Source organism: Kosakonia oryzae, assembly GCF_001658025.2.
Taxonomy (GTDB): Bacteria; Pseudomonadota; Gammaproteobacteria; order Enterobacterales; family Enterobacteriaceae; genus Kosakonia; species Kosakonia oryzae.
The window spans coordinates 3,616,461-3,637,174 of the sequence record NZ_CP014007.2 but is presented as its reverse complement, the minus strand read 5'-3'; the positions used below and the strand labels follow the sequence as shown (position 1 = coordinate 3,637,174).

Genomic DNA, 20,714 nt, shown 5'->3' with positions numbered 1-20,714 from the left:
TTTAGCCTCCAAAGAGCGGGGTAAACATCTCAACGTCCACCCATTCACCCGCTTCGACATTGCCGCGCTCGCGCTCCAGCACTACGAAACAGTTGCCCTGGCTGAAGGAACTGAATATGTGCGAACCCTGATGACCGGTGCTGCGCACTTCCAGCAAGCCATCTTCGCCGCGGCTTACTATGCCGCGCTGGAAATCGAGACGACCGGGTGTCTTTTTCAACCGTTCCACGGCGCGGGCGCGAAAACGCAGCGGCTCGAAAGCAGCCGTATCGCCGCTCAGTTTCGCCAGCAGCGGCTGCACCAGTTGGTAGAAGGTGAGGACAGCGGAAACCGGATTGCCGGGCAGACCGCAGAACCAGCTATGGCTCAGCTTGCCGAAGGCGAACGGCTTGCCGGGCTTAATTGCCAGTTTCCAGAAAGCGATTTCGCCCAGCTCGTCGAGGATGGTTTTGGTGTAATCGGCTTCGCCTACCGACACGCCGCCGGAGCTGATGACCACATCGGCCTGCTGATCGGCGGCAATAAAGGTCGCGCGCAGTTTTTCCGGATCGTCCGGAATAATGCCGAGGTTAATCACCTCGTAACCCAGTTGCGCCAGCATCAAATGGATAGCCAGACGGTTGGTGTCGTAAATCTGCCCGTCCGCCAGCGGTTGCCCCGGCAGTTGCAGCTCGTCACCGGTAGAGAACAGCGCCACGCGCACTTTGCGCAGCACGGAAACATCCGCAATGCCCAGCGACGCCAGCACCGGCAGCTCGGCGGCGGTCAGTTTGGTACCGGCGCGAAATACCACGGCGTCTTTGCTGATATCTTCACCGGCCCTGCGGATGTTCTGATTTTGGCGTACCTCAGAGGTAAAGCGGATACCGGCGTCCGTTTGCTCGGTTTGTTCCTGCATCACGACGGCATCGCAACCGGCAGGAATCGGCGCACCGGTCATAATGCGCACGCAGGTGCCCGCTGGCCACTCGCCTGCGAAAGGCTGACCGGCAAAGGCTTTGCCCGCCACCGGTAAGGCGTTGCCTTTATTGACATCAGCGAGCCGCACGGCATAACCGTCCATCGCCGAGTTATCAAAACCGGGGACATTTAGCGGCGAGATAATATCTTCTGCCACCACGCGGCCAAAGCAGGCGATGAGCGGCAGTGTTTCGCTTTCCGTCAGCGGCGAAAGGCGTGACAACATCTGTGACAGGGCCGTCTCCAGTGAGATCAGGCCATTTGATGATTCCATATTTACTGTCCTGCACAATGCGTTGAGGGGCACATTATGGCAGAAAAGGCGTGTCGCCAACACGCCTCGCGGCTACCTCGTTGTAATCACATTGCTTTACTTCGTTGTAACGAATTTCTATATTCAGAAATCGTCAGAAACGAAGAGAACGCAGGCAGCACAAATGGTGAAAGCGGTAATCGCAATACATGGCGGGGCGGGAGCGATCGCCCGTGCGCAGATGAGCCAGCAACAGGAGCTGCGATACGTCGAGGCGCTCTCTTCGATTGTCGAAACCGGTCAGCGGATGCTGGAGGCGGGCGAAAGCGCGCTGGACGTGGTCACCGAAGCGGTGCGCCTGCTGGAAGAGTGCCCGCTGTTCAACGCCGGGATCGGCGCGGTATTTACCCGAGATGAAACCCACGAACTTGATGCCTGCGTGATGGATGGCAACACGCTGCACGCCGGGGCCGTTGCGGGCGTCAGCCGCCTGCGTAACCCGGTGCTGGCGGCGCGGCTGGTGATGGAGCAAAGCCCGCATGTATTAATGATTGGCGAAGGGGCGGAGAATTTCGCCTTTTCGCATGGTATGGTCGAGGTTTCGCCGACCATCTTCTCCACGCCGACGCGTTTCCAGCAACTGTTACAGGCGCGGGAAAACGGGCAAACGGTGCTCGATCATGGCTCTGCGCCGCTCGATGAAAGCAAAAAATTCGGTACGGTTGGTGCGGTGGCGCTCGATAAGCAGGGGAACCTGGCGGCTGCAACCTCTACCGGCGGTATGACCAACAAATTGCCGGGGCGCGTTGGCGACAGCCCGTTGCCGGGCGCCGGGTGTTATGCCAATAACGCCAGCGTGGCGGTCTCCTGTACCGGCACCGGCGAAGTCTTTATCCGTACGCTGGCGGCGTACGATATTGCAGCACTAATGGATTACGGCGGATTAAGCCTGCACGAGGCCTGCGAAGCGGTGGTGATGGATAAACTCCCGGCGCTTGGCGGCAGCGGCGGGCTGATCGCTATCGATCGTGAAGGCAATGTGGCATTGCCGTTTAACAGCGAAGGGATGTACCGCGCCTGGGGCTATGCCGGCGATGCGCCGAGCGTAGGCATTTATCGTGAATAAGGAGAGTGGGGTGTCGCACGGGGTTGAGACAGATGCCGATGTGGTGCTGGATGTCCGCAATCTGAATATCGGGTTTCGCGATGAAAAAGAGCTAACCCCGGCGGTACGTCACCTCTCATTCTCCCTGAAGCGTGGCGAAACGCTGGCGATTGTCGGCGAGTCTGGCTCCGGTAAATCGGTGACGGCGCTGTCGCTGCTGCACCTGATTGAACAGGCGGGCGGTGAGGTGAGCTGCGATCATATGCTGCTGACGCGGCGCAATCGCCAGAAAGTGGATCTGACCCGCCTCTCTTTGTCGCAGATGCGCAGCGTGCGCGGCGCCGACATTGCGATGATTTTTCAGGAGCCGATGACCTCGCTCAACCCGGTTTTTCCGGTTGGCGAGCAGATTGCCGAGTCGATTCGCCTGCACCAGCGGCTGGGGCGTGAAGATGCCATGATCGAAGCGCGGCGCATGCTCGACCTGGTACGCATTCCGGAGTCGCAGGCCATTTTATCCAGTTTCCCGCATCAGCTTTCCGGCGGCATGCGCCAGCGGGTGATGATTGCCATGGCGCTGTCGTGTCGCCCGGCGGTGCTGATCGCCGATGAGCCGACCACCGCGCTGGATGTCACGATCCAGGCGCAGATCCTGCAACTGATCGCGGTGCTGCAAAAAGAGATGTCGATGGGGGTGATTTTTATCACCCACGATATGGGGGTGGTGGCGGATGTCGCCGATCGGGTTCTGGTGATGAACAATGGCGAAGCGGTGGAGACGGGGACGGTCGATCAGATTTTCAATGCGCCGTCGCATCCTTATACCAAAGCGCTGCTGGCCGCAGTGCCCAAACTCGGCGCGATGAACGGCAGCAATCTGCCGCGACGTTTTCCGCTGATTTCCATGAAAAACCCTCAGCATCAGGAAGCGGAAATCGAGCAGGATACCGTGGTGCCGGGCGAGCCGATTTTGCAGGTGCGCGATCTGGAAGCGCGCTTCCCGCTGCGCAGCGGCATTCTTAACCGCGTGACCAAAGAGGTGCATGCGGTGGAAGGCGTCAGCTTTGATCTCTGGCCGGGCGAAACGCTGTCGCTGGTCGGTGAATCCGGCTGCGGAAAGTCAACCACCGGGCGGGCGCTGCTGCGGCTGGTGGAGAGTCAGGGCGGTTCGATTATCTTTAACGGCCAGCGGATCGATACGCTGCCGGACAGCAAATTGAAACAGGTGCGTCGCGATATTCAGTTTATTTTCCAGGATCCTTATGCTTCGCTGGATCCCCGCCAGACGGTGGGCGATTCGATTATCGAGCCGCTGCGGGTGCACAATTTATTGGCGGAAAAAGAGGGGCATCAGCGGATTGAGTGGTTGCTGGAACGCGTCGGCCTGAAACCGGAGCACGCCTGGCGTTATCCCCATGAATTTTCCGGCGGCCAGCGGCAGCGCATCTGCATTGCCCGCGCGCTGGCGCTGAATCCGCGCGTAGTGGTAGCGGATGAATCGGTCTCGGCGCTGGATGTCTCCATCCGCGCGCAGATCATCAATTTATTGCTCGATCTGCAGCGTGAAATGGGCATCGCGTTCCTGTTTATTTCCCACGATATGGCAGTGGTGGAGCGCATCAGCCACCGGGTGGCGGTAATGTACCTCGGGCAGATTGTTGAGATTGGCCCGCGCCGCGCGGTATTCGAAAATCCGCAACACCCTTATACGCGAAAATTAATGTCGGCGGTTCCGGTGGCCGATCCTGCGCATACCCACGCGCAACGAGTGCTGTTATCTGATGACATGCCCAGCAATATCCGCAAGCGCGGCGAGTCGATGCAACGCGTACAGTTGCAGAACGTGGGGCCGGGGCACTATGTCGCCCGCTCCACGCCGGGCAGTACGCAGTCCCGTTTTTAACTGAGCAGTGGCAGAGTGATTCAGGAGAGCAACATGACACAATTCGTTTACCGGCACTGGCGGCTTGTTGCAGGCGTGTTGTTCGCGCTGACCGCCGCGCAGGCCTTTGCCGCGAAAGACGTGGTGGTCGCGGTCGGCTCCAATTTCACCACGCTCGATCCTTATGATGCCAATGACACGCTGTCGCAGGCGGTAGCGAAATCCTTTTATCAGGGGCTGTTTGGCCTGGATAAAGATATGCAACTGGAAAACGTGCTGGCGCAAAGCTACACGGTTTCTGCCGACGGGCTGATCTACACGATTTTCCTGCGCCAGGGCGTGAAGTTTCAGGATGGAACCGATTTTGACGCTGCGGCGGTTAAGGTCAACCTCGATCGCGCCAGCGATCCGGATAACAGCCTGAAGCGCTACAACCTGTATAAAAATATCGATTTAACCGAAGTGGTGGATCGCTACACGGTAAAAATCATTCTTAAGCAGCCTTTCTCAGCGTTTATCAATATTCTGGCGCATCCGGCAACGGCGATGATCTCTCCGGCGGCGCTAAAAAAGTACGGCAAAGATATCGGTTTTCATCCGGTGGGCACCGGCCCGTATGAACTGGAAGCCTGGAATCAGACCGACTTTGTGAAGGTGAAGAAGTTCGACGGTTACTGGCAGAAAGGGCTGCCGAAACTCGATTCCATCACCTGGCGTCCGGTGGTGGATAACAATACCCGTGCGGCGATGCTGCAAACCGGCGAGGCACAGTTCGCGTTTCCGATCCCTTATGAGCAGGCGGAAGTGCTGAAGAGAAACAGCAAGCTTGAACTGGTCGCCAGCCCGTCGATTATGCAGCGTTACATCAGCATGAACGTCACGCAAAAGCCGTTTGATAACCCGAAAGTGCGCGAAGCAATTAACTACGCTATCAACCGCCCGGCGTTGGTGAAAGTGGCTTTTGCCGGTTTCGCTACGCCTGCTACCGGCGTGTTACCACCATCGATTCCCTATTCGCAGGCGTATCAGCCCTGGCCTTACGATCCGGCAAAAGCCCGCGAGCTGCTGAAAGAGGCAGGTTATCCGCAGGGCTTCAGTACAACGCTGTGGTCGTCGCACAACCACAGTACGGCGCAGAAGGTGTTGCAGTTTACCCAGCAACAACTGGCGCAGGTGGGGATTAAAGTGCAAGTGACCGCGATGGATGCCGGGCAGCGCGCGGCGCAAGTGGAAGCCAAAGGGCAGAAAGAGAGTGGCGTCCGCATGTTTTATACCGGCTGGTCGGCGTCAACCGGCGAAGCGGACTGGGGGCTGTCGCCGCTGTTTGCTTCATGGAACTGGCCGCCGACGCAGTTCAATACCGCGTTTTACAGTAATCCCCAGGTGGATAAAGACTTTGCCGATGCGCTAAGAACCCTCAGCCCGCAAGAGAAAGAGCGCTTGTACAAACAGGCGCAGGACATCATCTGGCAGGAGGCGCCATGGGTGCCGCTGGTGGTGGAAAAGCTGGTCTCCGCGCATAACAAGAAGCTGACCGGTTTCTATATCATGCCCGATACCGGGTTCAGTTTTGACAATGCTGATTTGGTGAAATAACTGACTCATTCCACCTTGCAGGACGGAAGGGGGCATGAGGGAACAAGCGATGCTTAATTATATTATTAAACGCCTGCTGGGCCTGATCCCGACGCTACTGATTGTGGCCGTGCTGGTGTTTCTGTTTGTGCATTTACTGCCAGGGGATCCGGCGCGGCTGATTGCCGGGCCGGAGGCTGACGCGCAAGTGATTGAGCTGGTGCGCCGCCAGCTTGGGCTGGATCAGCCGCTGTGGTTACAGTTCTGGCACTACATCACCAACGTGTTGCAGGGGGATTTCGGCATTTCGATGGCCTCCCGCCGCCCGGTAGTCGATGAGATCGCCAGCCGCTTTATGCCAACGCTACTGCTAACCCTCACCAGCATGTTCTGGGCGATGCTGTTCGGGCTGGGCGCCGGCATTGCCGCCGCCGTGTGGCGCAACCGCTGGCCGGATCATCTGGGCATGGCGCTGGCGGTCACCGGGATCTCGTTCCCCGCTTTTGCGCTGGGGATGCTGCTGATGCAAATCTTCTCCGTTGAGCTGGGCTGGTTGCCGACCGTGGGCGCCGATAGCTGGCAGCACTATATATTGCCTTCTCTGACATTGGGCGCGGCCGTGGCCGCCGTGATGGCGCGCTTCACCCGCGCTTCGTTTGTTGATGTGCTGAATGAAGATTATATGCGCACCGCGCGCGCCAAAGGCGTCAGCGAGCGCTGGGTGATCCTTAAGCACGGTCTGCGTAATGCGATGATCCCGGTTGTCACGATGATGGGGCTGCAATTTGGCTTTCTGCTGGGCGGCTCGATTGTGGTGGAAAAAGTCTTTAACTGGCCGGGGCTGGGGCGTTTGCTGGTGGACTCGGTGGAAATGCGCGACTACCCGGTGATCCAGGCGGAAGTGCTGCTCTTCTCGCTGGAATTTATTCTTATCAACTTGGTGGTTGATGTGCTCTACGCCGCGCTCAACCCTGCTATCAGGTACAAGTAAGGATGCGATTGTTTAACTGGCGCCGACAGGCGATTTTGAACGCCATGCCGGTGGTAAAACCGGGACATGTCCGCACGCCGTGGCATGAATTCTGGCGACGGTTTTGCCGCCAGCCGCTGGCTATGGCCGCCGGGCTGTTTGTGCTGCTGTTGATCCTGCTGGCGGTGATTGCGCCGTGGATTGCCCCCTACGATGCGGAAACCTACTTCGACTATGACCGGCTGAATGAAGGGCCGTCGCTGGTGCACTGGTTCGGCGTCGATTCGCTGGGCCGCGATATCTTCAGCCGCGTACTGGTTGGCGCGCAGATCTCGCTGGCGGCCGGTCTTTTTGCCGTACTGATTGGCGCAGCCATTGGTACGGTGCTTGGGCTGCTGGCGGGTTATTACGAAGGCTGGTGGGATCGCCTTATCATGCGCATCTGCGACGTGCTGTTCGCATTTCCCGGTATTCTGCTGGCGATTGCGGTGGTGGCGGTGATGGGCAGCGGGATGGCGAACGTGATCATCGCCGTGGCCGTCTTCTCGGTGCCCGCTTTTGCCCGTCTGGTGCGCGGCAATACGCTGGTGCTGAAGCAGCAGACGTTTATCGAGTCGGCGCGCAGCATCGGCGCCAGCGATACGGTGATTTTGTTCCACCATATTCTGCCGGGAACGGTGTCGTCGATTGTGGTCTATTTCACTATGCGTATCGGCACCTCGATTATCTCTGCTGCCAGCCTGTCGTTCCTCGGCATGGGGGCGCAGCCGCCGACGCCGGAGTGGGGCGCGATGCTCAACGAAGCCCGTGCGGATATGGTGATTGCCCCGCATGTGGCGCTGTTTCCATCGCTGGCGATCTTTCTGACGGTGCTGGCGTTTAACCTGTTCGGCGACGGCCTGCGCGACGCGCTGGATCCGAAGATTAAAGGCTGAACAAAAAAGTGCCGGATGGCGGCGTCGGCTTATCTGGCTAAAGGGAAATGGGGTACAGCAGACACAAAAAACCCGGCATAGTCGCCGGGTTTTGATGGACTTAAACGCGGGAGCCCCACAGGTCGTACTCGTCGGCGTTTTCCACTTTCACGCGGATCACATCGCCCGGTTTGACACGGGTTTCACCGTTCAGGTACACCGCGCCGTCGATCTCTGGCGCATCCGCCATGCTGCGGCCAATCGCGCCTTCTTCATCCACTTCATCAATGATGACGAGAATTTCGCGGCCGATTTTTTCCTGCAAACGTTCCGCCGAGATCTGCTGCTGCAACTGCATAAAGCGGTTCCAGCGCTCCTCTTTGATCTCTTCCGGCACCTGATCCGCCAGCTCGTTGGCCGTTGCACCTTCCACCGGGCTGTATTTGAAACAGCCGACGCGATCCAGACGCGCCTCTTTCAGGAAATCCAGCAGCATCTGGAAATCCTCTTCGGTTTCGCCAGGGAAGCCGACGATAAAGGTGGAGCGCAGGGTCAGCTCCGGGCAAATCTCACGCCACTGTTTGATGCGCGCTAACTGACGATCGACCGAACCCGGACGCTTCATCAGCTTGAGAATGCGCGGGCTGGCGTGTTGCAGCGGGATATCCAGATACGGCAGGATTTTGCCTTCCGCCATCAGCGGAATGACATCATCAACGTGCGGATACGGATAAACGTAATGCAGGCGCGTCCAGATGCCGAGCTTCGCCAGTTGCTCGCACAGGCCGACCATACTGGTTTTCACCGGCTCGCCGTTATGGAAGCCCATGCGGTGCTTCACATCCACGCCGTAAGCGGAGGTATCCTGCGAGATCACCAGCAGCTCTTTCACACCCGCATCGACCAGACGTTTGGCTTCGGCCAGCACATCACCAATCGGACGGCTCACCAGATCGCCACGCATCGACGGAATAATGCAGAAGGTGCAACGGTGGTTACAGCCTTCGGAAATCTTCAGATACGCGTAGTGACGCGGCGTCAGTTTTACGCCCTGTTCCGGCACCAGGCTGATAAACGGGTTGTGCTTCGGTTTCGGCACATAGTGATGAACATGGGACAGCACCTGCTCATAGCTGTGCGGCCCGGTGATTTCCAGCACCTTCGGATGCACTTCGCGAATTTGATCTTCTTTCGCGCCCAGGCAACCGGTGACGATAACTTTGCCGTTTTCGTTCAGCGCTTCGCCGATGACTTCCAGCGACTCTTGCACCGCGCTGTCGATAAAGCCGCAGGTATTGACGATAACCATATCGGCGTCGTCATAGCTCTGGACAACGTCGTAACCTTCGGTGCGCAGCTCGGTAAGAATGCGCTCGGAATCGACCAGGTTTTTCGGACACCCTAACGATATAAAACCAATCTTAGACATTTTTTATACTGTACATTGCTCGGAATCGGGGGATTATACATAGGCCTTAACGGTACAGCCATATTTGCTGGTTATCGAAAAGGCCGCATAAAAGGGTTAACCTGGCGTTTGTTTTACGCGCCGAATGGAACTTATTGAAATTGAAGATCCCCGGCGAGCGCTGTTCGCTCAAAGAACATAATAAAAGATCCGCTGATGGGGCCGGGCGATGGTGAACGGGTGGCGCCGCAGCGACACCCGTTGTGATATTACCTTTCATGTAACGCATCTGCTCTGGCGCGCAGAATAGGTTTTAACAGGTACTGAAGAATGGTGCGCTTACCCGTAATAATATCGACTGAAGCCACCATGCCCGGAATGATTAATAACGGTTTATCGTCAGTGCCAAGATGGTTTTTATCGGTGCGCAGACGAATAACATAGAAACTATTCCCGTCCTTATCTGTCACCGTATCCGGGCTTATCTGCACCAGTTTGGCAGCCAGACCACCGTAAATGGTGTAATCGTAAGCGGAGAATTTCACCATCGCTTCCTGGCCCGGATGAATAAAGGCAATATCCTGTGGGCGAATTTTGGCCTCAATCAGTAACGTGTCATCCAGCGGTACAATTTCAACCATATCATTCCCTGGCTGAATGACACCGCCAATGGTGTTGACCATGACCTGCTGCACAATCCCCCGCACCGGTGAGACCACCATGGTGCGATTAACCCGGTCTTCAATCGCTTTGCTGGTTGCTTCGGCTTTACTGAGATCGGTGCGGGCCTGATTCAGTTGGGTGAGCGCGTCGCTGCGCGTATTGTCCAGCGTCTCTTTGATTTTACTCTCTATCTCTTTTACCGCGGCGGCCGCACCCGGTATCGCCACTGTCGTGGTGTCCAACTGCCCACGCGTGTCCACTTCTGTTCGCTGGAGTCGCAACACTTCCACGCGGGAGATGGCGCCTTTGCTGATTAACGGGACAGAAAGGCTGATCTCCTGTTGCAACAATTGCAGGCTTTTCCGGTACTGAGCGGCTTTGGTCTGCATATCGAGCAGTTCCTGCTTTTTTTGCACCAGTTGTTCATTCAGCCCCGCGATAGTGCTGTTGACGCGGTTGTTAATGGTGGTGAACAGTTCCATTTCGCCTTTGGCGATATCCGGTGCGCCTTTAACAATATCGGGTGACAGTGTCAGCGTTGTCTCGCCATTCGTCTGGGCTGTCAGGCGCTCTACGCGTGCCTGTAATGCCAGACGATCGGCTCCTGTTTCCTCAGCATTCGAGCGAAAACGGGTGTCATCAAGCCGAATAAGCGGCGCGCCGGCATTCACAATATCGCCATCGCGCACGTAGACTTGCGCGACAATCCCGCCCTCGAGGTTTTGAATTTTTTGCAGACGAGCAGAGGGAATAGCCCGGCCTTCTCCGCGCGTCACTTCATCAATATCAGCGAGTGCCGACCAGAAAAACATGCAGATAAAAAAGGCAAATATTGCCCACAGCGTAATACGCATAACGCGCGGTGAGTCATCGATTACCGCCTGATTGACTTCATTAATGGCGATTGGCGTGGATTTTCTGTCGCCGAAAATCCAGCCCATCAGGCGGCTAAGCATGTCAACGATTCGCATGGATTTGCCCCTTTTTCAGAGCACTCATCACACTCTCTTTCGGACCATCGGCAATGATTTTGCCGTTATCGAGAATGATGAGTCGTTCAACCAGTGACAGTAATGAAGCGCGGTGCGTCACCAATAACAACGTCTTATCGGCTACCACCGGGATCAAGGCTTTTTTGATCTGTTCTTCGCTCGTGTTATCCATTGAGCTGGTCGGTTCATCCATCAATAAAATAGGTGGATTAAGCAACAGCGCACGGGCCAGCGCTACCGCCTGGCGCTGACCGCCGGAAAGGTTCATTCCACGCTCGCCCACGCGCATGTTATAGCCGGAGGGATGGCGACGCGCGAACTCATGCACGCCCGTGATCGTGGCCACCCGCAGCATCGCTTCTTCATCCATATAGCTGGCGCCATACAGCAAGTTGTCGCGCAGCGTACCGCTGAACAAATGAATATCCTGCGGCGCATAGCCAATGTTGTGGCGCACTTCATGCACATCCAACTGCCGGGCGTCGATATCATCAATCAATATGCTGCCTGCATCCGGCTGGTAGAAGCCGACCAGCAATTTTGCCAGAGAGCTTTTGCCGGAACCGCTGCGGCCGATAATGCCGATTTTTTCGCCCGGCTTGATGGTCAGGGAGATATTATTCAGCGATGTGTATTGATTGGATGGATAGTGAAACGTGACATCGCGGAACTCAATCGCACCAGAGATTTTCTCGCGTTTTAACGGAACCTCATCGTCGTGGACTTCCTGCTCCAGATCCATCATGCGATCCACCGTTTCTTTGGTGGTTTTTGCCCGTTGATAGCGGGTAATCAGCCCGCAAAGCTGCCCGACAGGCATCATGGCGCGGCGATGCAATAAGTAGCAGGCAACCAGACCGCCCTGGGTGAGATTGCCGCTGATAATGACATAAACCCCGGCGACGATAATCGCCACTCCGCTGGCCTGCTGTATCCAGGAGGTAAAGTTAACCGCGACGAACGAGAGCGATTTCACCTTTAATTCCATTTTACTGAGCTGACCAATAATCTGTTCCCACTGATACTGGCGTTCGCTTTGCGCGTTATTCACTTTGATGGCATCAAGCCCGGTCAGGGTTTCGACCAGCATGGCCTGACGCTCGCTGGACAAGCGGAACGTTTTTTGCACTCTGGACATCAACGGGCGCTGGAGCAACCAGTTACCCACCAACGCAACCGGGTAGGCGACCAGCGGAATAAAAACCAGCGGGCCGCCGATGATGCCGATGACCAGTACAATTAGCAGGGTGAAAGGGAAGTCGATCATCCCGGTCAGCGTCAGCGAGGAGAGAAAATCGCGTACGGACTGATACTCCTGGAAGTTTTGCGCGAAGCTGCCGACGCGCGGCGGGCGAAGCTTCATCTTCATACCCAACATGCGCTCAAATAGCGCCGCAGAAACGATCAGATCCGTTTTTTTACCCGCCAAATCCAGACACATTCCGCGCAATATTTTCAGAATGAAATCAAAAAAGTAGGCAATGGTAATGCCAATGGCCAGCACCCATAACGTCACTGTCGCCTGATTGGGTACGACGCGATCATAGACGTTCATAACGAACAGGGGCGCGGCCAGCGCGATGATATTCACCAGCAGACTGGCAACAACCGCATCGATATAGAGGAACTTCGAGAGCTTCAGCGTATCCTGGAACCAGTTTTTGGTACGCGGAATCTTCGCCGTCGCTTGCGTATCGTATTCATGCTGCGGCTGGAGAAAGATCGCGACACCGCTGTAAGTCTCTTCCAGTTCTTCCCGCGTCAGGGTAATTTCTCCACCTTCCGTTTCACTCGGTAGCAGCCGCGCCTTTTCTCCGTCCCAGGCAACCAGCACGGCGGCCTGGTTGTTTTTCAGTAGCAGGATCGCCGGTAATGAGTGGGAAGAGATAGTCTGGAGCGGGCGCTGAAGCGTTCTCGCTTTCAAATCGGCCCGCGCCGCCGCACGCGGAAAAACGCTGAGGATCAGGGTGTTGTTTTTTAGCGGCAGCCCGGACGTTAAGGCGTGACGCGACGTAGTAATGTTGTGCAGCGTGCAGACAATCATCAGACAATCCAGTAAAGGATCGTCATGAGTCTGTCGTGGATCGCTCCTGAGAACCTCATTAGATGAATCAGTGTTATCTTGAGAATCATCATGTTGCGTCATATTCTGACCTCTCAAACCAGCGGGAAATCCGCTATGCAAAGAACCAATAAGGGAATATCCCATCAGGAACACCTGACATACCCCAACCTGAAGCCGAACTGTTATTTCAGTTCCGGCAATTCGACTTTTGAAGTTTGCAACTCGTCAACGGGCTGAGCCGAAGAGGGCGGCTGGATATTCATTGCCTTGAGTAATGTTCCGGTACGTGCGTTGATACGGTACGTGGTAAACATCTCGATAAATTGCAGCTCGATGTAACGGCTTTGGGCGGTGAAGACTTCGTTTTCACTGTCGAGCATATCCAGCAGTGACCGATCGCCTAAGCTGAACTGCTCCTGATAAGCGATGCGAACCGTCTTGCTTCGATCTGCGTAATCTTTGGCGATAGGAACCTGTTTCTCGGCGTTTTGTAACGCGTTCCAGGAGAGGCGTAACTCTTCGTTAAGCTGGCGCAGGGCGTTGTTTTTGACATCCTGCGCTTCCTTCATTTTGTAAGCGTCGGACGTTAAGGCCGCTTTATCACTGCCGCCGTTGTAGAGGTTGTAGCTCATGCGCACCATCGCCTGCCATTCCTGGTTATGGCCGCGGGTGCCGTCAATGTTGTCATTCATTGTGCGCGCCACTTCCAGATTTACGCTGGGGTAAAAACGTGACTTCGCCGCTTCATATTGCTGCCGCGTGGCTTCCACATCTGCATCGGCTTGTTTCAGTAATGGGCTGTTTTGCAACATCACTTTCCGCGCCGCTTCCAGCGAATCAGGGATCGCAACCTTGGCGGGAAGGACGAGATCATCGGCTTCTTTACCGACCACGCTTTGATAATTCGCCAGCGAATCATCCAGGTTGGTCTGTTCCGTCAGCAGGTTATTACGAGCCTGCGCCAGTCGGGCTTCGGCTTGTTCGTAATCGGCCTGACGGCCAACGCCCTGCTCGGTACGTAAAGTAATCTGATCGAAAATACGCTCGTGGTTTTTCAGGTTATCTTCTGCCAGCAGCACCATCTGACGACCTCTCAGCACATCCAGATAAGCCTGAATCGCTGTCAGCGCCGTTGTTTCGCTGGTGTCCAGCACCGTCCAGGCGCGGGAGTTGACCGTGGCGGTCTGTCTGGCCACTTCGCTACGGGTGGCAAAACCACTAAACAGGTTCTGCGTCACCGAAATGCTGGATTCGTTACGTTGCAGATCGAGCTGATGGTATCCCTCTGCGCGCGTGGTTGAGTTATCCGAACGCTCCCAGCCTGTTCCCGCAGAGAGTTCCACGCTGGGATAATATCCCCCGCGTGCTGCGCGCAGATCCTGTTCCGCCGAATAGCGACGATTACTGGACGCGCTCACATCCGGATGCCAGAGGATGGCATCTTTCACTGCTTGTTCAATCGTCGTGGCGTTCGCGCTTTTCAGTAAAAGCAGCGAAAGCCCAACTCCGAATAACAGCGTATTGCGATATAACATATGTCACCTTGTACTGCGTTGAGGTTTATTCCGGGCAAAAGGGAGCTGAATCATCAGCCTCCATCGCTGTCGGGTTTAGCGATCAAGTTATCCATGTCATCGTGACTGCCTCCATCACCACTGCCTGCGTCATCGCCGCCTTCACCGGGAGGTGCGACAGGCGCGGGATGATCGGTATCCTCCGTGGGATCCACTGGCGTGGCTGGCGCGCTGTCACCCTGGATAAGGCTTGCCAGATCCTGGTGTTCGTCACCATCAAGGATGATGTCGCTGAAATTGAGCGGCTGATCCTGGTCAAGGCCTGGCGAGGCGCTGCTATCATGTGAGTCGCTATCGCTGCCATCACCCGAAGCACTGCTGTTGTCAGGCTGCGTTGCGTGAGCCGCTGTCCCGTCCGTGTCGTTCTCAGCCTGCTCACCATCGTCGCCCAGCAGGTTATTCAGCGATCCTGCATCCGTCGTCGATACACTCTGCGCGTCGTGCGTTTCGGCCTCTTCGCTACTGCCAAAGTCCAGGCTGATCTCACTGCTATCGATCAGTAATGGCGCACTGGCGTTATCGTCAGCAGCCGTTGTGTCGGTATCAGCGGTAGCCTCGGCGTCGGCATGCGTATCACCCGCATCGGCATGCGTATCTCCGGCGTCGGCATGGGTATCTCCGGCGTCGGTGTGGGTATCATCGGTATCTGCGTGGGTATCTCCGGCATCGGCATGCGAGAGGTCATCCACTGCGGCGCTGGTGGCTTGAGCGTGCGCGCTATCCGCGGCGTCATCCGTCGCTGTCGTGCCGGAATCATCCGTTGTGACAGCGTGTGCTTCATCATGCGTGACATCATCTGTGGCCACGCTTTCTGAGACTGGATGCAGGGTATCAGCCGACGCGCTCTCCGTGCCGCTGGTCAATTGCCCGCCTTCTTCGCCATCGAAGGTGAAGTCGTGTTCGATCTGATCGGACGCCGTTGAGTCGACATCTATGGTGATCTCGCCGAGATTGCTTTCACCTTCCGGCAGGGTAACCGTCACCTGCCCGTCGTAATGGGTAGTGCTGTCATCAAACGTCAGCGTGTAGCTGCCATGCTCAGGGTCGTAGGTGACGCTGGTATATTCGCCGCCAAATTGCGCCCCTTCCGGAAGGCCATTGATCGTGATCGAGTTCAGATGATCGCCGCTGTCGGAACTTTGCAGATCCACATCGACGTTCAGCGTTACGGAGTGCGTCACATCCGTAGAGCCGCCCAGACTGGAAGAGGGACCATCGCCAAAGATAATGCCTTCGACACCGTTCGCATTACCGATCGGGTGCGAGCCATTTTCCGTATTGGTGATCTGTACGTTATCAACGGAGTTGTTCTGATGGTTATCCGGGTGATCGACGCCAGTTACGTTGTAATTGGAACTGTCACCGTTAACAAAGATATAGTCTTTGCCCGCTTCGCCCTCAGGTACACCCTGGTTGCCGGTAATATTATTGACTGGACGGAAATCATAGTGATCGTTCGACCAGTCACCCTGCTGGTAGTAGCCGCCAGTGTGATCGCCCACCACAAAGATATCGGTGTGATCGCCTGAGCTGCCGTTCACGTTACCGTTGCTGTCGTAATAGTGAATCTGACTCGGATCGCTGCATTCAGGCACGTGATCGCCTTTAATCGCGCCGTCCGGGCTGTCCGGCGTCAGCCAGATCTGCACGTTGTCGCCAATAGCAACAATCACGCCATTCTGTATGTCATAACCATTTGGATTACCGCTGCCGCCATTGATATGAATGACGCCATTGTCAGACGAATTATCCGTACTGTCGCCCGGTGTCACCGTTACAGTCAGATGCACATCCGAATCGCTGCCTGAATCAGAAGGGCGATCGGCGTCGGAGTCCGCATCGGCATCCGCATCCGCATCGGCATCCGCATCGGAATCGGCGTCAGAATCTGCATCCGCGTCGGCGTCAGAATCGGCATCCGCATCTGCGTCCGCATCGGAATCTGCATCAGAATCTGCATCGGCGTCCGCGTCGGCGTCGGAATCCGCATCCGCATCCGCGTCGGCATCGGCATCCGCATCGGCGTCCGCATCGGAATCTGCATCCGCATCCGCGTCGGCATCGGCGTCGGCATCCGCGTCGGCATCCGCATCGGAATCTGCATCCGCATCGGCGTCCGCGTCCGCATCGGAATCCGCGTCGGCATCCGCGTCAGCGTCGGAGTCCGCATCCGCATCCGCGTCGGCATCGGCATCCGCATCGGCGTCCGCATCGGAATCTGCATCCGCATCCGCGTCGGCATCGGCGTCGGCATCCGCGTCGGCATCCGCATCGGAATCTGCATCCGCATCGGCGTCGGCATCGGCGTCGGCATCCGCGTCGGCATCCGCATCTGCATCAGCATCAGCGTCGGCGTCAGAATCGGCGTCAGAATCGGCATCCGAGTCCGCATCGGAATCTGCATCAGAATCTGCATCGGCGTCCGCGTCGGCGTCGGAATCCGCATCCGAATCAGCGTCTGCATCGGAGTCAGCGTCCGAGTCAGCATCGGCGTCGGAATCCGCATCGGAATCGGCGTCCGCATCGGCATCCGAGTCGGCATCGGCATCGGCATCGGCGTCGGCATCGGCATCGGCGTCGGCATCGGCATCGGCATCGGCATCGGCGTCGGCATCAGAATCCGCATCTGCATCTGCATCCGCATCGGCATCCGAGTCAGCATCGGCATCGGCATCGGAATCTGCATCGGCATCTGCGTCAGCATCAGCGTCCGCATCGGCATCTGCATCTGCATCTGCATCCGCATCGGCATCCGAGTCGGCATCGGCATCGGCATCGGCATCGGCGTCGGCATCGGCGTCGGAATCCGCATCAGCATCCGCGTCAGCGTCAGAATCGGCATCCGCGTCCGAGTCAGCATCGGAATCAGCGTCTGCGTCGGAATCGGCGTCGGAGTCAGCATCGGCATCAGCGTCTGCATCCGCATCAGCGTCAGAATCTGCATCGGAGTCGGCGTCGGAATCAGCGTCAGAGTCGGCATCGGAATCTGCATCAGCATCGGCGTCAGAATCCGCATCTGAGTCGGCGTCAGAATCTGCGTCAGAGTCCGCATCCGCATCAGAATCGGAATGTTGATCTGAATCTGAGTCCGCGTCCGCATCAGCGTCAGAGTCTGCATCCGAGTCAGCGTCTGCATCTGCATCAGAGTCTGCGTCGGAATCCGCATCTGCGTCCGAGTCCGCATCTGCATCCGCATCTGCGTCCGCATCGGAATCTGCATCAGAATCTGCATCGGCGTCGGAATCTGCATCAGCGTCAGAATCTGCATCCGAATCAGCATCTGCATCAGCGTCGGAATCCGCATCAGCATCGGCATCCGCATCCGCATCGGCATCCGCATCCGCATCGGAATCGGCATCCGCATCCGCATCGGAATCGGCGTCCGCATCGGCATCGGAATCCGCGTCGGCATCAGCATCGGAGTCTGCATCAGCGTCGGCGTCAGAGTCGGCATCCGCGTCTGCATCAGCGTCAGAATCGGCGTCGGAGTCAGCATCGGCATCTGCGTCAGAATCTGCGTCTGCGTCGGCATCCGAGTCGGTGTCCGCATCGGCGTCGGCATCTGCATCCGCGTCAGAATCGGCGTCGGTGTCCGCATCTGCATCTGCATCAGCATCAGCATCAGAATCGGCATCGGAGTCGGCATCAGCATCCGCATCGGCATCCGCATCAGCATCCGCGTCAGAATCTGCATCGGAGTCGGAGTCGGCGTCGGCGTCGGCATCGGCATCGGCATCGGCATCGGCGTCAGAATCTGCATCGGAGTCGGAGTCGGCGTCGGCGTCGGCGTCGGCATCTGCATCGGCGTCTGCGTCAGCATCCGAGTCCGCATCCGCATCTGCGTCAGAGTCGGCATCAGCATCTGCGTCGGAGTCTGCATCCGAATCAGCATCCGCGTCAGCGTCCGAATCTGCGTCTGCGTCGGAATCTGCATCGGCATCGGCGTCCGCGTCAGAATCGGCATCGGAGTCGGCATCAGCATCGGAATCTGCATCCGAATCTGCATCGGCGTCCGCATCAGCATCAGAGTCTGCATCAGAATCAGCATCCGCATCGGAATCGGCATCGGCGTCGGCATCGGAATCTGCGTCAGAGTCCGCATCGGCATCGGCGTCCGCATCGGAATCGGCGTCCGCATCAGAATCTGCGTCCGCATCTGCATCGGCGTCAGAGTCCGCATCTGCATCAGAGTCCGCATCCGAATCAGCGTCTGCGTCGGCATCCGCATCGGCATCAGCATCTGCATCGGCATCCGCATCAGCATCAGAATCGGCATCGGAGTCTGCATCCGAGTCGGCATCGGCATCCGCATCGGCGTCTGCATCCGCATCAGAATCCGCGTCTGCGTCCGAGTCAGCATCAGCATCGGCGTCGGCGTCAGCATCGGAGTCAGAATCGGCATCTGTATCCGCGTCGGAATCTGCGTCTGCATCGGAATCTGCGTCCGCATCAGCATCCGCGTCCGAGTCAGCATCTGCATCGGAATCGGCATCAGAATCGGCATCCGCGTCGGAATCGGCGTCTGCATCTGCATCTGCATCGGCGTCCGCATCAGCATCAGAGTCTGCATCAGAATCAGCATCCGCATCGGAATCGGCATCGGCGTCGGCATCGGAATCTGCGTCAGAGTCCGTATCGGCATCGGCGTCCGCATCGGCATCAGAATCGGCGTCCGCATCGGAATCGGCGTCAGCATCGGAGTCAGAATCGGCATCTGTATCCGCGTCGGAATCTGCGTCTGCATCGGAATCTGCGTCCGCATCAGCATCCGCGTCCGAGTCAGCATCTGCATCGGAATCGGCATCAGAATCGGCATCCGCGTCGGAATCGGCGTCTGCATCTGCATCTGCATCGGCGTCCGCATCAGCATCAGAGTCTGCATCAGAATCAGCATCCGCATCGGAATCGGCATCGGCGTCGGCATCGGAATCTGCGTCAGAGTCCGCATCGGCATCGGCGTCCGCATCGGCATCAGAATCGGCGTCCGCATCGGAATCGGCGTCCGCATCTGCATCGGCGTCAGAGTCCGCATCTGCATCAGAGTCCGCATCCGAATCAGCGTCTGCGTCGGCATCCGCATCGGCATCTGCATCGGCATCCGCATCGGCATCGGCATCTGCATCGGCATCCGCATCAGCATCAGCATCAGCATCAGCATCAGCATCAGCATCAGAATCGGCATCGGAGTCTGCATCCGAGTCGGCATCAGCGTCGGCATCGGCATCCGCATCGGCGTCTGCATCCGCATCAGAATCCGCGTCTGCGTCCGAGTCAGCATCGGCGTCGGCATCAGAATCTGCATCCGCGTCTGCATCAGAATCAGCGTCAGCGTCAGCATCCGCATCAGAATCGGCGTCCGCATCAGAGTCTGCATCTGCATCCGCGTCTGCATCAGAATCAGAATCAGCGTCCGAGTCCGCATCTGCATCTGCATCAGCGTCCGCGTCAGAATCGGCATCGGCATCGGCGTCTGCATCCGCATCAGAATCTGCATCTGCGTCCGAGTCGGCATCAGAATCGGCATCGGAGTCTGCATCAGCGTCTGCATCCGCATCGGCGTCAGAATCGGCGTCCGCATCTGCATCTGCATCCGAATCGGCATCAGCGTCTGCATCAGAATCGGCATCCGTGTCGGAATCCGCATCCGCATCCGCATCCGCATCCGCGTCCGCGTCGGCATCTGCATCGGCGTCCGCGTCAGAATCGGCATCGGCGTCAGAGTCGGCATCGGCGTCCGCATCAGCGTCCGCGTCGGAGTCTGCATCGGCGTCCGCATCTGCATCGGCATCAGCATCGGAATCTGCATCGGCATCAGCATCAGCATCGGCATCCGCATCCGCATCTGCGTCGGAGTCGGAGTCGGAGTCGGAATCTGCATCCGAGTCTGCGTCAGAATCTGCATCCGCATCCGCATCCGCATCTGCGTCAGAGTCGGCATCGGAGTCTGCGTCCGAATCTGCGTCGGAGTCCGCATCGGCGTCCGCATCTGCATCAGAGTCGGCATCGGCGTCCGCGTCTGCGTCGGAGTCGGAATCAGCATCCGCATCGGCGTCGGAGTCAGCGTCCGAATCTGCGTCAGAATCCGCATCAGAGTCTGCATCTGCATCCGAGTCAGCGTCTGCATCGGAATCTGCGTCCGCATCAGCATCCGCGTCCGAGTCAGCATCTGCATCGGAATCGGCATCCGCGTCTGCATCGGCATCCGCGTCGGAATCGGCGTCTGCATCTGCATCAGCGTCAGAATCGGTATCTGCATCAGAGTCAGCATCAGCGTCAGCATCCGCATCAGCATCCGCATCAGCGTCCGCATCCGCATCCGCATCAGCGTCAGCGTCTGCATCGGAATCGGCATC

At 57.4% G+C, this 20,714-nt stretch carries 12 protein-coding genes; 5 read left to right on the top strand and 7 right to left on the bottom strand.

What is annotated here, in order from left to right; all coding sequences use genetic code 11:
- Position 1: 1 nt before the first annotated feature.
- Positions 2-1,234 (bottom strand): molybdopterin molybdotransferase MoeA, encoded by a 1,233-nt coding sequence (gene moeA, locus AWR26_RS17250; RefSeq protein ID WP_064567652.1) that lies wholly within the window; start codon positions 1,232-1,234, stop codon positions 2-4.
- A 163-nt stretch (positions 1,235-1,397) separates the two neighbouring features.
- Here moeA and iaaA point away from each other — a divergent pair, with 163 nt between their 5' ends.
- From iaaA to gsiD, 5 genes are read left to right on the top strand one after another with little or no spacing between them, the layout of a single operon-like run.
- Positions 1,398-2,339 (top strand): beta-aspartyl-peptidase, encoded by a 942-nt coding sequence (iaaA, locus tag AWR26_RS17245; RefSeq protein WP_064567650.1) that lies wholly within the window; start codon positions 1,398-1,400, stop codon positions 2,337-2,339.
- A 10-nt stretch (positions 2,340-2,349) separates the two neighbouring features.
- Positions 2,350-4,221, top strand: a complete 1,872-nt coding sequence (gene gsiA, locus AWR26_RS17240; RefSeq protein ID WP_064567648.1) for a glutathione ABC transporter ATP-binding protein GsiA — start codon at positions 2,350-2,352, stop codon at positions 4,219-4,221.
- Positions 4,222-4,254: 33 nt separating this feature from the next.
- Positions 4,255-5,796 (top strand): glutathione ABC transporter substrate-binding protein GsiB, encoded by a 1,542-nt coding sequence (gene gsiB, locus AWR26_RS17235; protein ID WP_064567646.1) that lies wholly within the window; start codon positions 4,255-4,257, stop codon positions 5,794-5,796.
- 49 nt (positions 5,797-5,845) lie between these two features.
- Entirely contained in the window at positions 5,846-6,766 is a 921-nt protein-coding gene (gene gsiC, locus AWR26_RS17230) for a glutathione ABC transporter permease GsiC (protein ID WP_064569047.1), read from the top strand.
- Between the two features lie 2 nt (positions 6,767-6,768).
- Positions 6,769-7,680 (top strand): glutathione ABC transporter permease GsiD, encoded by a 912-nt coding sequence (gene gsiD / locus AWR26_RS17225; RefSeq protein ID WP_007374031.1) that lies wholly within the window; start codon positions 6,769-6,771, stop codon positions 7,678-7,680.
- A gap of 100 nt (positions 7,681-7,780) precedes the next feature.
- On the opposite strand, the gene rimO is transcribed toward gsiD, so the two are convergent.
- The 6 genes from rimO to AWR26_RS25850 form a co-directional block, all read right to left on the bottom strand.
- Positions 7,781-9,088, bottom strand: coding sequence for a 30S ribosomal protein S12 methylthiotransferase RimO (gene rimO, locus AWR26_RS17220; RefSeq protein WP_064567644.1), 1,308 nt, complete (start codon positions 9,086-9,088; stop codon positions 7,781-7,783).
- Between the two features lie 248 nt (positions 9,089-9,336).
- The gene (locus AWR26_RS17215) at positions 9,337-10,701 is read right to left on the bottom strand and encodes an HlyD family type I secretion periplasmic adaptor subunit (protein WP_064567642.1); all 1,365 of its coding nucleotides are present in this window, start codon (positions 10,699-10,701) and stop codon (positions 9,337-9,339) included.
- A complete protein-coding gene (locus tag AWR26_RS17210) occupies positions 10,688-12,868 on the bottom strand; it encodes a type I secretion system permease/ATPase (protein WP_064567640.1) in 2,181 nt (726 codons plus the stop codon). Before AWR26_RS17210 ends, AWR26_RS17215 begins: the two co-directional genes overlap by 14 nt.
- Positions 12,869-12,969: 101 nt before the next feature.
- Positions 12,970-14,322, bottom strand: a complete 1,353-nt coding sequence (locus tag AWR26_RS17205) for a TolC family outer membrane protein (RefSeq protein ID WP_064567639.1) — start codon at positions 14,320-14,322, stop codon at positions 12,970-12,972.
- Between the two features lie 53 nt (positions 14,323-14,375).
- Entirely contained in the window at positions 14,376-16,151 is a 1,776-nt protein-coding gene (locus AWR26_RS25855) for a hypothetical protein (protein ID WP_156525215.1), read from the bottom strand.
- Entirely contained in the window at positions 16,142-20,713 is a 4,572-nt protein-coding gene (locus AWR26_RS25850; RefSeq protein WP_206062520.1) for a hypothetical protein, read from the bottom strand. Before AWR26_RS25850 ends, AWR26_RS25855 begins: the two co-directional genes overlap by 10 nt.
- Position 20,714: the final 1 nt, after the last annotated feature.

Excerpts from the sequence above, each read along its gene's own strand:
- AWR26_RS17205 (WP_064567639.1), bottom strand. The coding sequence starts at position 14,322 with ATGTTATATCGCAATACGCTGTTATTCGGAGTTGGGCTTTCGCTGCTT.
- gsiB (WP_064567646.1), top strand. The coding sequence starts at position 4,255 with ATGACACAATTCGTTTACCGGCACTGGCGGCTTGTTGCAGGCGTGTTG.
- moeA (WP_064567652.1), bottom strand. The coding sequence starts at position 1,234 with ATGGAATCATCAAATGGCCTGATCTCACTGGAGACGGCCCTGTCACAG.
- iaaA (WP_064567650.1), top strand. The coding sequence starts at position 1,398 with ATGGTGAAAGCGGTAATCGCAATACATGGCGGGGCGGGAGCGATCGCC.
- AWR26_RS17215 (WP_064567642.1), bottom strand. The coding sequence starts at position 10,701 with ATGCGAATCGTTGACATGCTTAGCCGCCTGATGGGCTGGATTTTCGGC.
- rimO (WP_064567644.1), bottom strand. The coding sequence starts at position 9,088 with ATGTCTAAGATTGGTTTTATATCGTTAGGGTGTCCGAAAAACCTGGTC.
- AWR26_RS25850 (WP_206062520.1), bottom strand. The coding sequence starts at position 20,713 with ATGCCGATTCCGATGCAGACGCTGACGCTGATGCGGATGCGGATGCGG.
- gsiD (WP_007374031.1), top strand. The coding sequence starts at position 6,769 with ATGCGATTGTTTAACTGGCGCCGACAGGCGATTTTGAACGCCATGCCG.
- gsiC (WP_064569047.1), top strand. The coding sequence starts at position 5,846 with ATGCTTAATTATATTATTAAACGCCTGCTGGGCCTGATCCCGACGCTA.
- AWR26_RS17210 (WP_064567640.1), bottom strand. The coding sequence starts at position 12,868 with ATGACGCAACATGATGATTCTCAAGATAACACTGATTCATCTAATGAG.